Annotated in this window: 12 protein-coding genes; 10 read left to right on the forward strand and 2 right to left on the reverse strand. The window is 70.7% G+C overall.

Going from position 1 to position 14287, the window contains the following annotated elements; translation table 11 throughout:
• Positions 1-458 precede the first annotated feature (458 nt).
• Complete coding sequence (locus ABE487_RS12240) at positions 459-1745, reverse strand: putative DNA modification/repair radical SAM protein (RefSeq protein ID WP_346451320.1); 1287 nt, start codon at positions 1743-1745, stop codon at positions 459-461.
• A gap of 378 nt (positions 1746-2123) precedes the next feature.
• On the opposite strand from ABE487_RS12240, the gene ABE487_RS12245 reads away from it, so the two are divergent.
• From ABE487_RS12245 to ABE487_RS12270, 6 genes are all read left to right on the forward strand, one after another.
• Entirely contained in the window at positions 2124-2768 is a 645-nt protein-coding gene (locus tag ABE487_RS12245) for a cytochrome C oxidase subunit II (RefSeq protein WP_346451318.1), read from the forward strand.
• Complete coding sequence (gene ctaD, locus ABE487_RS12250) at positions 2765-5308, forward strand: cytochrome c oxidase subunit I (protein ID WP_346451316.1); 2544 nt, start codon at positions 2765-2767, stop codon at positions 5306-5308. The genes ABE487_RS12245 and ctaD overlap by 4 nt, the downstream gene beginning before the upstream one ends.
• Positions 5305-5670 (forward strand): hypothetical protein, encoded by a 366-nt coding sequence (locus ABE487_RS12255; protein WP_346444755.1) that lies wholly within the window; start codon positions 5305-5307, stop codon positions 5668-5670. The genes ctaD and ABE487_RS12255 overlap by 4 nt, the downstream gene beginning before the upstream one ends.
• Before the next feature lie 19 nt (positions 5671-5689).
• Positions 5690-6229: a DUF2231 domain-containing protein gene (locus ABE487_RS12260; protein WP_346444757.1), complete on the forward strand. Its 540-nt coding sequence runs from the start codon at positions 5690-5692 to the stop codon at positions 6227-6229.
• Positions 6230-6389: 160 nt separating this feature from the next.
• Complete coding sequence (locus ABE487_RS12265) at positions 6390-8060, forward strand: diguanylate cyclase (protein WP_346444758.1); 1671 nt, start codon at positions 6390-6392, stop codon at positions 8058-8060.
• On the forward strand, positions 8057-9010 hold the full coding sequence (locus tag ABE487_RS12270) for a hypothetical protein (protein WP_346451314.1): 954 nt from the start codon (positions 8057-8059) through the stop codon (positions 9008-9010). Before ABE487_RS12265 ends, ABE487_RS12270 begins: the two co-directional genes overlap by 4 nt.
• A gap of 76 nt (positions 9011-9086) precedes the next feature.
• On the opposite strand, the gene ABE487_RS12275 is transcribed toward ABE487_RS12270, so the two are convergent.
• On the reverse strand, positions 9087-9548 hold the full coding sequence (locus tag ABE487_RS12275) for a CopD family protein (protein ID WP_346444761.1): 462 nt from the start codon (positions 9546-9548) through the stop codon (positions 9087-9089).
• A 135-nt stretch (positions 9549-9683) separates the two neighbouring features.
• Here ABE487_RS12275 and ABE487_RS12280 point away from each other — a divergent pair, with 135 nt between their 5' ends.
• The 4 genes from ABE487_RS12280 to ABE487_RS12295 all read left to right on the forward strand — a co-directional run bounded on the left by ABE487_RS12280 (position 9684) and on the right by ABE487_RS12295 (position 14211).
• Positions 9684-10571, forward strand: coding sequence for a cytochrome c oxidase assembly protein (locus ABE487_RS12280; RefSeq protein WP_346451312.1), 888 nt, complete (start codon positions 9684-9686; stop codon positions 10569-10571).
• Between the two features lie 88 nt (positions 10572-10659).
• Positions 10660-11865 (forward strand): mechanosensitive ion channel domain-containing protein, encoded by a 1206-nt coding sequence (locus ABE487_RS12285; RefSeq protein WP_346451351.1) that lies wholly within the window; start codon positions 10660-10662, stop codon positions 11863-11865.
• Entirely contained in the window at positions 11862-12857 is a 996-nt protein-coding gene (locus ABE487_RS12290) for an aldo/keto reductase (RefSeq protein ID WP_346451310.1), read from the forward strand. Before ABE487_RS12285 ends, ABE487_RS12290 begins: the two co-directional genes overlap by 4 nt.
• A 265-nt stretch (positions 12858-13122) precedes the next feature.
• The gene (locus tag ABE487_RS12295) at positions 13123-14211 is read left to right on the forward strand and encodes a BON domain-containing protein (protein ID WP_346451308.1); all 1089 of its coding nucleotides are present in this window, start codon (positions 13123-13125) and stop codon (positions 14209-14211) included.
• The last annotated feature ends 76 nt before the right edge of the window (positions 14212-14287 follow it).

The raw sequence follows: 14287 nt of genomic DNA on the forward strand, positions 1-14287 counted from the left end.
TCGCCTTCCCCCGCTGACGGGGGAAGGCCGGGATGGGGGCACGCCCACGACACACTGCGATCGGACCGAGCGCCCCCCCCCAACCCTCCCCCGTGCACGGGGGAGGGCGGCACAGGCGCGTTCGCCGCCGCGATGCGCTCGTCGCCTTCCCCCGCTGACGGGGGAAGGCCGGGATGGGGGCACGCCCACGACACGCTGCGATCGGTCCGAGCGCCCCCACCCAACCCTCCCCCGTACACGGGGGAGGGCGGCACAGGCGCGCTCGCCGCCGCGATGCGCTTGTCGCCTTCCCCCGCTGGCGGGGGAAGGCCGGGATGGGGGCACGCCCACGACACGCTGCGATCGGTCCGAGCGCCCCCATCCAACCCTCCCCTGTACGTGGCGTCTTGCACGCTCTGAAGCGCCCATTGGAACGCGAGGGCCTGCGTGGCGCAGAAGGTCCATTGGATCGCAGGCCCTCAGAACAGGCTCGCCTGGCGCGGTTGCGGGGCAAGTTCGCTGCGCAGACGGACGGGATCGTCGAGGCGCTGGCGGGGATGGTGGCCAGGCACGATCACGAACGGCATGACTTTCTTCAACGGCACGCGCAGCCGCGCCAGGTCGTCCAGGCGCAAGACGCCGTGCGGGCGCGCGGCGATGATCCGCTCGACGTTGCGCGCGCCCAGCCCCGGCACGCGCAGCAGCATCTCGCGCGGCGCGCGGTTGACGTCGACCGGGAAGCGCGTCGGGTTACGCAGGGCCCAGGCGAGCTTGGGATCGACGTCGAGATCGAGCATGCCCGCTTCGGTGCCGTCTTCGGCCGGCGCGCCCTCGGCGGCAGGTTCGGGCGCGATCTCGTCGACATCGAAGCCATAGAAGCGCAACAGCCAGTCGGCCTGGTAGAGCCGGTGTTCGCGCAGCAGCGGCGGCGCCTGCAGCGGCAGCGTCTTGGAGGCGTCGGGAATCGGGCTGAAGGCCGAGTAGTAGACGCGGCGCATGCGATAGGTGCCGTACATGCGGCTGCTCGATTCGAGGATGCGCCGATCGTTGGCACCGTCGGCGCCGACGATCATCTGCGTGCTCTGTCCGGCAGGCGCGAACCGCGGCGCCTTGGCGCGGCGCACGCCTGCGGCCTGGCGCTTGGCGCGGCGCGCCTCCTTGTCCTCATCGATGCGCCACTTGAGTTCGCCCATCGCGCCGTGGATGCCGGCATGGGTTTTCTCCGGCGCCAGTGCCGACATGCCGGCCTCGGTCGGCAGCTCGATGTTGATGCTGAGCCGGTCGGCGTAGCGGCCGGCTGCGGCGAGCAGTTCGGGCGCGGCGTCGGGAATGGTCTTGAGGTGGATGTAGCCGGCAAAGCGATGATCCTGCCGCAGACTGCGCGCGACCTCGACCAGTTGCTCCATCGTGTAGTCGCCATTGCGGATGATGCCGCTCGACAGGAACAGCCCTTCGATGTAGTTGCGCTTGTAGAAATCCAGGGTCAGGTCCACGACCTCCTGGGTCGTGAAGCGTGCGCGGCGCACGTTGCTCGACACCCGGTTGACGCAGTAGGCGCAGTCGAACACGCAGAAGTTCGTCAGCAGGATCTTGAGCAGCGACACGCAGCGGCCGTCGGGCGTGTACGAATGGCAGATGCCCATGCCCTCGGTGCTGCCGATGCCGCCGGTCTTCGACGAGTCGCGCCGGTTCGCGCCACTCGACGCACAGGAGGCGTCGTACTTGGCGGCGTCGGCGAGCACAGCGAGCTTGTCGGTCAGGTTCACCGGCGGACCGTGACAGGTCCATGTCTCAATCCGTGAGACGGCATCGTCACCGCGCTGAACGCAGATCGATGCGGCGTCTTCGACGCCGCGCGGCCCGGCGCCTTTCGACATCCCGGCCACCGCAGAAGCGCATTCACATCGCGTGGCCGCCGCGATCGATAGCGTGCAGCGCGGGTCTGTCGATCAACACGACCGCGGCGCGTATCTCCTAGGGGCGGCATCATCGAGCATCGGAACCGACAACCACGGCGCCTTCGCGCCCGCATCGCCGCCGGCGTCGCACTGAGCGGCCTTGCGCTGGCCGGCTGCGCCGGTCCGCAATCGGCGCTCGACCCCGCCGGCCCGGCCGCGGCGCAGATCGCCTTCGGCTGGTGGCTGATGGCCGGCGCGTTCACGATGGTCTGGGCGCTCGTGCTCGTGCTGTTGTGGCGTGCGCTGCGCCGCCGCGAGGCCGGCCAGGCGCTGAAGCAGCCCGAACGCCTGGTCGTGTGGGGCGGCCTGGTGCTGCCGACGCTGGTGCTGACCGCGCTGCTGGTCTACGGCAGCCTGACCAGCGCGCGGGTGACCGAGGTCGGCGTGGAACCGGACATGGTCGTCGAGGTCACCGCGCGGCAATGGCAATGGCATTTCCGCTATCGCGATGCCGACGACGCGGTGCTGGGCGAGAGTGTCGACGCGCTGGCGATGCCGCTGGGCCGGATGGTCGAGTTCCGCATCACCAGCGATGACGTGATCCACAGCTTCTGGGTGCCTCGGCTCGGCGGCAAGATCGATGCGATTCCTGGCCGCGTCAACGTCTTGCGCTTGCGCGCCGACGCCGCGGTGCCGATGCGCGGCCAGTGCGCGGAGTTCTGCGGCCTGGAGCACGCACGCATGCTGTTTCCGGTGCGGGTGATGGAGGCCGCGGCGATGCCCGCGTGGCTGGCGGCCCAGCCGCCGGCGCGGGCCGACGAGCCCCCGTCGGCGCAGGCCCCGGCCGGGCGCGCGCCGCCACGTCACCGCGCCTCGGAGAACGTGCTGTGAGCGGCGGCCTGGGGCCCGATCCGGTGCTGCCCTCGCCCGGCGACCACCTGCGCCACGCCGAGCGCCTGGCACTGCTCGAGCGTGTGTGGTCGAACGGACGCGGTCTGGTCGGCCAGCTGACCGCGGTCAACCATTCGACGATCGCGATGCGCTTCATCGTCACCGGCTTTGCGTTCCTGCTGATCGGCGGGATGCTGTCGATGTTCATCCGGCTGCAGTTGGCCTGGCCGGGCCTGCAGGTGCTCGACCCGGCGCGCTATGCGCAGTTCGTGACCATGCACGGCACGACGATGATGTTCCTGTTCGCGGTGCCGATCATGGAAGGCTTCGCGATGTACCTGATCCCGAAGATGCTCGGCTCGCGCGACCTCCCGTTCCCGCGGCTCTCGGCGTTCGGCTGGTGGTGCTATCTGTTCGGCGGCTTGTTCCTGTACTCGAGCTTCCTGTTCGGCAGCGTGCCCGACGGCGGCTGGTTCATGTACACGCCGCTGACCGATGCGACCTACTCGCCGGGCAAGGGTGCGGATTTCTGGTTGATCGGCGTGACGTTCGCCGAGATCGCGGCGGTCACCGCGGCGGTGGAGCTGATCGTGGCGATCCTGATCACGCGCGCGCCGGGCATGGATCTCACGCGCATGCCGGTGTTCGCCTGGGCGGTGCTGGTGACCGCCTTCATGATCGCGTTCGGCTTTCCGCCACTGATCCTGGCCAGCCTGCTGCTGGAGATCCAGCGCGCGTTCGACTTCGCGTTCTTCGAGGTCGCGCGTGGCGGCGATCCGCTGCTGTGGCAGCACCTGTTCTGGCTGTTCGGCCATCCGGAGGTCTACATCATCTTCCTACCGGCCGCCGGCGTGGTGTCGATGGTGGTGCCGACGTTCGCCCGCCGCCCGATCGTGGGCTACACCTGGATCGTGTTGGCGCTGGTGGCGACGGGCTTTCTGAGCTTCGGACTGTGGGTGCACCACATGTTCGCGGTCGGCATCCCATTGCTGGCGCTGGCGTTCTTCAGTGCGGCGAGCATGATGGTGGCCATCCCGACCGGCATCCAGATGTTTGCGTGGATCGCCACGCTGTGGTCGGGCAAGCCATGGCTGCGCGTGCCGATGCTGCACATCGTCGGCTTCTTCGTGGTGTTCGTCTGCGGCGGGCTGACCGGGGTGATGCTGGCCTTCGTGCCGTTCGACTGGCAGGCGCACGACACCCATTTCGTCGTCGCGCATCTGCACTATGTGCTGATCGGCGGGCTGATGTTCCCGATGTTCGCCGGGCTCTACTACTGGCTGCCGCTGGCGAGCGGACGCATGCCCTCCGAATCGCTGAGCCGCAGCGGCTTCTGGCTGGTGTTCATCGGCATGAACCTGACGTTCCTGCCGATGCACCTGACCGGTCTGGTCGGGCTGCCGCGGCGCGTCGACAGCTATGCGATGGAGCTGGGCGTGCACTGGCTCAACCTGGTCTCCACCGCGGCCGGTTTCGTCCTCGCGGTCGGCGTGATCGCGATCCTGATCGACGTCGCGCTGTGCTTCGTGCTGGGGCGCCGCGCCGAGGCCAACCCCTGGCAGGCCGGCACGCTGGAATGGGCGCTGCCGCGGCCGGTGCCGGCGTACAACGTTGCCTCGGTACCCGAGGTCGGCGATCGCTACCCGCTATGGCACCGTCCGGCGATCGCCGATGAGATCGCGCGCACCGACGGCCTGCTCGGCGAGGCGCACGACGGGCGACGCGAGCTCCTGGGCACAGGCATCCAGTCGGCACGCCCCGAGCAGGTGATCCGGGTCTCGACCTCGACCTGGCTGCCGCTGCTCGCAGCGCTGTCCATCGGGGCGGTGCTGACCGGCTTCATCACCTCGCAATACTGGCTGTCGGTGCTGATGCTGATGCCGCTGATCGGGCTGTTTCTGGTCTGGGCCTGGACCACCGGCGACCGCCATGCGCCGACGTCGATCGAGGTCGCGCCGGGGCTGACGCTGCCGACCCAGGCCGCGGCGCGCAACGCGCCGGGCTGGTGGGCGCTGGTGGCGACGCTGCTGATCGATGGCTCGCTGTTCGCCTCGCTGGTCTTTGCGTACTTCTATCTGTGGCTCAACGCTCCGGCGTGGCCGGCTGGCGGGGCGCAGCTCGCGGCCTGGACGCCGACGCTCGCCGCGCTGGCGGCATTGGCGGTGCCGTTGCTGTCGGCATGGGCCGCGCCGCGCGCGCTGCGCGCCGGACACCGCGGCAGCGCGATCGCCTGGCACGCGGCCGCGCTCGTCGCCGGCGCCGGGTTTCTTGCGCTGCATCTGCCGGCGATCTGGCAGTCGACCGGCGCGCCGCAGGTCCACGCCTATGCGTCGGTGGTCTGGACGCTGACCGGCTTCCACGCGGTGCACGTGGTCGTGGCGATGCTGATCGGCGGCTTCGTCGCGCTGCGCATCCATCGCGGCCATGTCGACGCCGTGCGCAGCCTGGAGTCGCGCGTGGCCGCCGGCTTCTGGCGGTATGCGGTCGGCCAGGGCGTGGTCGTCTGGGGCGTGCTGCATCTGTTCCCGAGGTGGCTATGAACCGGCCCGACGGTCGCCTGGGCCTGACCCGCATGGCCGCGCCGCTGGCGGTCTGGGCACTGCATTTCGTCGTCGTCTACAGCCTGCAGGGCTTGGCCTGCGCACGCGGACTGGGCCGCACGCCCGTCGCCGGACTCGAGGCCATGACCTGGGCGCTGTGGGGGCTGACGCTGCTCGCGCTGCTGGGCATCGCGTGGTCCGGCCGTGCGGCCTGGCGCGCGCGACGCATGGCCGCGCCGACCCGCCCCGCCGGCGACCGACGGCACTTCCTGCCTCTGCTGACCGCGCTCGTCGCGCTGGTCGCCGCGATCGGGGTGGGGTTCACCGCGCTGCCGGTCGCGCTGCTGCCCACCTGCGCCTGACGCGCCCAACGAGGACCCGATGCGCAAGGACCTGAAACAGCCCGTCCCACGGACCCAGAGCCACACGGTCGAAAGCGTGCTGGCGATCGCCAAGCACCCGATCCACCCGATGCTGGTGACGTTCCCGATCGCATTCCTGTCGATGGTCGTCGTCGCCGACGGCCTGTATCTGTGGCTGCGCACGCCGTTCTGGGCGGAGCTGGCGTTCTGGCTCAACGTCGGCGGGCTGGGATTTGGCGTGCTCGCCGGGATCGTCGGCACGATGGACATGATGTCGATCCGTGTGGTGCGCCGACACGTCTCGGCCTGGAACCATTTCATCGTCGCGGTGATGGTGCTGGCGATGGCGGCGCTTGGCGTGTGGCTGCGCCTGCCCGACCCGGTGGCCGCGGTCTGGCCCTGGGGCCTGCTGTCGTCGGCAGTGATGGCGCTGCTGGTGGCCGTCGCCGGCTGGCTCGGCGGCACGCTGAGCTTCCGCCATGGCGTCGGCGTGTATGGCGATGAGGAGCCGGAGACGCCGAAAGGCCGCGATATGGAGAAGAAACCACCGACGGCGTGACGACGACCGATCGTCGTGGCGCCGGCACGCCGATCGTGCAGCCCTGCCGCAACAGACTGAATGCGGATCGACGCGCACGCCCCCCTGAAGGCCCTGCGCGAGCGCGGAGCCTGCGATATTCTCCCGACTCACGGGGAGCACGCGGCACAGGCGCATGGGGATGGTGGCTCGTTGGGCAGCGGCGGTCCTGCTGTGGGCGTGCGCGACCGCCGCATGCGCGCAGGCATGGACGCTGCAGCGTCTGGAGACGACGGCCGACATTGATGCGCCGCCTGTGGACACGGCCGATGCGCTGCGGCCCAACCGGCCGGACGTGCTGTTCGAGCGCGAGCGCGGCGGCGTCTGGTGGAAGCTGACCAGCCGGATCGACTTCCCTGCCGACGAGGCGCCCAAGCTGCTGCTGTCCACGCCATTCCTCAACGAGATCGAGGCCTGGCCGCCAGGCGCGACCGCGCCCTCGCGGTACGGGGTCTACGGTGCGTATGCCGACGACCGCTATTCGCCGCGCGCGCTGGTGATCGACCTGCCCGACGGCCTGCGCGCGGGCGATGCGGTCTGGCTGCGGGTGATCGCCAAAGGCTCGATCCCGATGCCGGTCGACATCGCGCCGCTGGCCCAAGTGCAGCGCGATGATCTGCGTTATGCCTACCGGCGGGCCTTCAGCCTGGGCGCGACGACGGTGCTGCTGTTGCTGGCGGCGGCCTTCTGGTTGCGCCTGCGCGAACGTGCGCACCTGTACTTCGCCGCCAACCTGACCTGCGTGCTGATCTACCTGCTGGTCCTGGGCGGCGAAGCCCGCGACATCCCACTGCTGGACGCGGCGTTCGGCCGCTCGCTGCAGCCGCAGCGGGTCCTGGCCTCGCTCGGCGGCCTGTTCGCGATCCTGTTCCAGGCGCGCTATCTCGACGTGGACCGCCATCTGCCCAGGATCGCGATCGTGCTGCGCGTGTGCGCCGGCGCGATGGCGGCGATCGCGTGCGGGCACGCGCTGTTCGACAGCCGGCTGCTGTCCCTCCTGGGCAATCTCGGGCTGATGGTGTCGTCGGTGATCCTGCTGCTGATCGCCTGGGTCCAGGCCTGGCGCGGCCAGCGCGAGGCGCGGATCCTGTCGATCGCCTGGTTGCCACTGCTGGGGTTCTGCATCCTGCGCACGCTCGAACTGATGGGCGCCTGGAATGCGCCGGCGTGGGTGGGCAGCGGCATGGACCTGGGCCTGGCGACGTCCGGCCTGCTGCTGACACTGGGCTTGGCCGATGCGATGGTCGAGCTGCGCCGAGATCGCGACCGCGCCAGCCAGCTGGCGATGGTCGACGGGCTGACCGGCATGGCAAGTCGCAGCGCGATCGAGCAGCGCCTGGCCCAGGAGATCGCACTGGCGGACGCGCGCGCGACGCCGCTGTCGGTCGCGTTCATCGACCTCGACCGCTTCAAGGCCATCAACGATCGCCATGGCCATGCGTTGGGCGACGAATGCCTGCGCATCGTCGCCGCCCGGGCCCGCAACCGCCTGCGCGAGCGCGACGCGCTCGGTCGCTACGGCGGCGACGAACTGCTGGCCGTCCTGCCCGGCGCCGACCTGGTGCAGGCCGAGGCGACGGCGCAGGCGATCTGCACGGCCGTCCGCACCCATCCGCTCTCGGCCGGGGAGCAGACCCTGCCGCTGTCGCTGAGTATCGGCGTGGCGCAGTTCGCGGCCGGCGAGTCGATGGCGGCGCTGCTCGCGCGTGCCGACGCCGCGCTGTATGCCAGCAAGAGCGGCGGCCGCGATCGCGTCACGTCCGCCCCAGCCCCCGTTGCCCTTCCTGCCGCCTACACGGACGCCCGCGCATGACCCAGACGAACGCCGCCCCGACACCGCCCCCCGCCACTGAACAGGACCTGCTGCCAGGCGACATGCTGCTGATGCTCAGCAGTGGCCAGTTGTCCACGCTGATCGCCTGGTGCGGCGACAGCATCTACAGCCATGCGGCGATCGTCGCCGACCAGGGCGACCTGATCGAGGCCGCCGCCTCGGGCGTGCGCCGGTATCCGCTGGCGCAGCGGCTGGTCGACACCGCCGAGATCGTGCTGCTCGACGCCTACCGTCCGCTCGCGCACGACGGCAGTCCGCTCGACGACGCCGACCGGGCCAGCGTGCTGGCCAAGGCCGAGTCGATGCTCGGCATTCCCTATCCGGTCGATGCGCTGGCGTTTCTCGGCGTGGTCGTCGCGGTCCGCGGCAAGTGGCCGCAGAACTGGCTGGCACGCATCGTCGTGCGCGAAGCGCTCGACCACCTGATCCACGACAACCCGAGCCACATGATCTGCAGCGAGGTCGTCTATCGTGCCCTGGCCGAATGCGATGTACAGCCGGTCGGCCGGCTCGCACCGCGCATCGTGATGACCGGGCCGACGCACCTGCCGTTCCCCAAGATCGATGCCAAGGCGCTGCTCGAGGAGGTCTGGGGGTTGCTGCATCCGCAACGCCAGCAGGCACTGGCGGCGATCCGCGCACACCTGCAGACCGATCCGCAGGCCGCGACCCCGCCGCTGCAGGGCGCGCCGGCCGACGCGGCGCTGCGCGAGCGAGCCAACACTGTGCGCGACCGGCTCGGTCTTTCGGACCTGCCGATCACCACCAGCGTCGACGATGCCGGCGCCTTGCTCGAAGAAGCGACGCCCCAGACGCCTGCCCGGGCGATCCCGCATCCCAATCCGAAGCTGGTGATGCCGCTCGATCTGGCCAGTTCGCCGTCGCATACCCAGATCGGTCGCCTGCTGCAGGCCGACACCAGCCCGTGACGGGCCCCGGTGCGCCCTGCATCGGGGCGCACCGGCGGACAGATTGCCCGCCCGCCGTGACGCCTGTGTTCGGCGATCAGTTGGAAGAGGCCGGCGCCTGCGGCGGTGGCGGCAGATCGCCGACCGTGCGCGGCTTGGCGCCGGTCAGCGCGGCGATCGACAGCAGCAGCACCAGCGGTACCCAGCCGATCGCGCGGTAGAACATCGGCCCATGGTGGTCGCGGTCCTGGCCCAGTTCGTAGAGTAGCAGGCCGAAGTACAGATGCAGCAACACCGCCGCGGCAACGACGACCAGCTTGAGCACCAGCCAGGCGCCGCTGGGGCCGAACGCGATCAACACACCGCCGACGACGATGGTCACCAGCGCGGCCGGCGTCATGACGCGGAAGAACAGCGTATTGGTGACCGGATTCCAGAACGCGGGATCGGCATCGATCTCGCGGCGATGCCGCGCCACGAACAATCGCGGCAGGAAGAACAGCCCGGAAAACCAGACCGTCATCGCGAGAATGTGCAGCACCTTGAGCCAGAAGTACACCGGCGACTCCGGAGCGGGGATCCAGGCAGCCTAGGGCGTCGTCGGTCAAGCCGACGTGGGCGACGGTCCGCGCCGCATCGATAGGCACCGACGGCCCCCATCGTCGCGACCTGGCCGCTGCTAGGCTTGCCGGCGATGTCGCGCTTCATCCGCCGCTGTTGGGTCCTCATTCCCGCCTGCGCCGCCACGGCGGCGATCGCCACCGTGCCCGAGGGGCCGCCGCCCACACTCGCCAGCGCATGGACGCTGTCGCCTTGGACGCTGCTCCCGCTGCTTGCACTCGCCGTGTTGTATGCACGCGGGCTGACGCGGCTGTGGCACCGCGCCGGCATCGGACGCGGCGTGTCGCGTGGCGAAGTCGGCGCGTTCGCAGCCGGCATGCTCGCGCTGGGGGCGGCGATGGTCTGGCCGCTGGACGCGTTCGCCGCCTATGCGCTTTCGGCGCACGTGGCCCAGCACATGACCCTGCTCGCGTTGGCGCCGCCGCTGTTGCTGGCCGGCCGCCCGTTCGCGATCGCCGCCGCCGCGTTGCCGGGGCGCTGGGCCGCGCGCCTGCACCGCCGCCTGCATCGGCCGCTGTCGTCGCTGGCCACAGCGCTCGCGCCGGCGGCGGTGATGCACGGCGCGACGATGTGGCTGTGGCATCTGCCGGGGGCGACCGCGGCCGCCCTTGCCGATACCGCCCTGCACCGCGCGATGCACGCCAGCTTCCTGGTCGCGGGCGTGTGGTTCTGGGCGGCGGTGTGGCGGCGGCTGCGCGCCCCCGATGCCGGCGCCGTCGGCGGGCTCGTCGCCTTGGTGGCGGTGATGATGCAGATGGGCTTCCTCGGCGCGCTGCTGACCTTCGCACCGCGGCTGCTGTATCCGGTCTACACCGATCGCGCGCTGCGGGTGGGGCTCGATCCACTGCGCGACCAGCAACTGGCCGGGCTGTTGATGTGGGTGCCCAGTTGTGTGCCGTACATCGTGGTCGGCCTCTGGCTGGTCGTTGCCCTGCTGCGCCGGATGCGACAACGCGGCTGAAGCGCAGCGTGCACGCGCCGCCCACTCCACATGCCATCGACCCACGCTCGGGCAGGATCGCCGCTTCATGTTCCGACGCGGAGGCGAGATGACGCCGGACTGGAACTACCTGTCCGCCGTGGCCTGGCCGCTGGCGGCGGCGTTGCTGCTGGGCCTGATCGTGCACTGGGCGCTGCGCGCACTGCGCCGCACCGCGCGCCGCCATGCGCAGGACTACCTGCGCGCGCGCATCGCCCAGGTGGTCGCGACCCCAGCCGCGATCGCCTTGCCGCTACTGTTCCTGGCGATCGCACTGAACCACACGCCGCTCGACCCCGACCTGGTGCGGTCGCTGCGTCATGGGCTCGGGATCGGCGGCATGCTGTGCCTGACGTGGCTGCTGGCCCGCGTGGTCGGTGCAATCGAAGCGCGCATCCTGCGCGAGCATCCGGTCGACATCGAGGACAACCTCGCAGCGCGACGCATCCAGACCCAGACCCGCGTGATCAGCCGCGTCGTGCAGGGCACGGTGATCCTGGTCGGCGTGGCGCTGGCGCTGATGACGTTTCCGCAGGTGCGCCAGGTCGGCGCCGCGCTGCTGGCCTCGGCCGGCATCATCGGCCTGGTCGCAGGCATCGCCGCCCAGCCGGTGTTCGGCAACCTGATCGCCGGCCTGCAGATCGCACTGGCCCAGCCGATCCGGCTCGACGACGTGGTCATCGTCGAAGGCGAATGGGGGCGCATCGAAGAGATCACCTCGACCTACGTGGTCGTGCGGATCTGGGACGAGCGTCGCCTGGTGGTGCCGCTGCAGTGGTTCATCTCCAATCCGTTCCAGAACTGGACGCGTACCAGCGCGCAACTGCTCGGCACCGCGTTCCTGTGGCTCGACCACCGCGCGCCGATCGCGGCGATCCGCGCGGAACTGCAGCGGCTGTGCGAGGCCGATCCGCGCTGGGACCGCCGTGTGTGCGTGACCCAGGTCACCGAGACCGACAAGCACACGATCGAGGTCCGCCTGCTGGTGAGCGCGCGCAACTCGGGCGAACTGTTCGATCTGCGCTGCGCGGTACGCGAAGGCATGCTGGCGTTCCTGGCCGCCCATCATCCCGAAGCGCTGCCGCGACTGCGCAACGACGTCGAGGAGGTCGGCGCGCAACGGCCGCGGCCTGCGCAGCCGGCGCCCGACCATGCCGATACCCGCTCGCCCGGCGCCGAGACCGTGACCGCCGCCGACCGCGAAGCCGAGGCAGCACGCGACGCCGCGGCCGCCCCCTCGCCTCCCCTTTCCCCCGACCCTGGAGCCACAGCATGAAGACCCGTCAACTCGGCCTCGGCGGCCCCGCCGTTTCGGCCATCGGCCTGGGCTGCATGGGCATGAGCGCGTTCTACGGCGGACGCGAAAGCGACGCCGATGCCATCCGCGTCATCCACCATGCGCTCGATCAGGGCATCACCCTGCTCGACACCGCCGACATGTACGGCCCGCACACCAACGAATCGCTGGTCGGCCGTGCGTTGCAGGGCCGCCGCGACGACGCGTTCGTGGCAACCAAGTTCGGCATCCGGCTCAATCCCGACGACCCGCAGGCGCGCAGCGTCGACGGGCGTCCGGAGTACGTGATCGCCGCCTGCGAGGCGAGCCTGTCGCGGCTGGGCATCGAGACGATCGACCTGTACTACCAGCACCGTGTCGATCCCCAGGTGCCGATCGAGGACACCGTCGGCGCGATGGCGCGCTTGGTCGAGCAGGGCAAGGTCCGTCATCTCGGCCTGTCGGAGGCGTCTGCGCAGACCTTGCGCCGCGCCTGCGCGGTGCATCCGATCACCGCATTGCAGAGCGAGTACTCGCTGTGGTCGCGCGACCCCGAGACCACCGGCACGCTGGCCGCCTGTCGCGAACTGGGCGTGGGCTTCGTCGCCTATTCCCCGCTGGGCCGGGGCTTTCTGACCGGCACGATCCGCACCCCCGAGGACTTCGAGGCCGACGACTACCGCCGCCATTCGCCGCGCTTCCAGGGCGAGAACTTCGACCGCAATCTGGTGCTGGTCGAACAGGTGCAGGCGATCGCGCAGGACTACGGCGTCACGCCCGGCCAACTCGCGCTGGCCTGGGTGCTGGCCCAGGGCGAGGACATCGTGCCGATCCCAGGCACCAAGCGCGTGGGCTTTCTCGACGAGAACATCGCCGCGCTCGCCATCGGGCTGACCGATGACGACCTGGCCCGCATCGATGCGATTTTCCCGCCCGATGCCGCCGCCGGCACGCGCTACCCGCAAGCCGGTATGGCCGCACTCGGCCGTTGAGGACGAGCGTTCCGATCGCGCCGCGCCACGGAATTGCCGCGGGAATTTGACGCCTCGCGAACGCGCCCGCGCGCACCGTCGCGTGACGGCATCGCCCCGACGCCCGTGCCACCGCGGCGTCGGGCGCTCCTGATCTCAAGGAAATGCCGCACGGCCGGCCGCCCAGGTGGGCGGCGCATCCCGCACACGGGTGTCTTTCGGTCGTTTCACGGGCACCGCCTCCGGTGCGCCGCCGCCATCGCCGCCCGTCGGCGAGGAGACCGCGATGCACGACCGCAAAGACGACATCCCCGGCACCTCGGAAATGAAGGCCTTCGGCGAAGAGCTGCTGGCCACGGGTGCGCGCTACATCGACGCCGGCAGGCGCTGGCTGAGCGAGAGGAGAGACCAGATGGCTTCCCGAGACGGCGACGAGGGTCGCCAGGGCCCCGGCCCCGGCAGTGGACGCCGCGCCTACCGCGACGCGCCCTATCGCGGCGAAGCCAGCGGCGACGCCGGTTACGGCGATCCGACAGGAGCCCAGCAGCACGCCTGGCGCCGCCAGCAGGGTCCGCACGGCAGCCACGACGCCCGTGATCACCCTGGCGAGGGCTACGGCGCAGGTGCGCCCTACACCCAGTTTTCACGCGACCGGCATCCCGACGACGCGCGGGGCGGAAGCGGCCGCGCCTACGGTGCTGGGGGTGGCGGTGGCGACCTGCGCGACGGCGACGACCACCTATCGGACTGGGGGCATCGCGCCCCGCACTGGTTCAACGAGGTCGACCACCTGGGCGGCGCGCCCGATTTCGCGCATTTCGGCGCCTACGACCGCGAGGGCCGTGTCGGCCGGGCGACAGCGCGCGGCGATGCCGGGCGAGCGCCGGGACGCGGCTGGCGTGGCGTCGGCCCGAAGGGCTACGTCCGCTCCGATGCGCGGATCACCGAGGACATCTGCGAACGGCTCACCCACAGCGACGAAATCGATGCCCGCGAGGTCTCGGTGCGGGTCCACGAGGGCGTCGTGACGCTCGAGGGTCACGTCGAGCAGCGCTGGACCAAGCACCGCATCGAGGACATCGCCGAAGGCTGCGCGGGTGTGAAGGATGTCGAGAATCGCCTTCGCGTGCGCGACGCAGGACGCTGGCAGCCCGGGGGCGACACGGCCCCGGCCACTTCGGGCCGCGATGCATCGGGCAGTGCTTCCTCGACCGGGGCCTCGACCTACGTGCCGCCCGCAGCCGGGCCCGGCGCGGCAGGTCCGCTGTCGACCGCGGCGCGCCAGCATGACACCGGCCACAGCCATGGCGAGCCGGCGTCCGGCACGCAGCGCGGTGCCGGTACGCCGACGCAAGGCGACGCGGGCACGCGCTGACGGCCGTCTGCCGGGCGCCGATGCCTGCCAGTGCCATCGGCCCGCGCCGCATTCACATCGGCGCGGGCCGACATCG

Origin of the sequence: Luteimonas sp. TWI596, from assembly GCF_039674105.1 — a bacterium.
GTDB lineage: Bacteria > Pseudomonadota > Gammaproteobacteria > Xanthomonadales > Xanthomonadaceae > Luteimonas.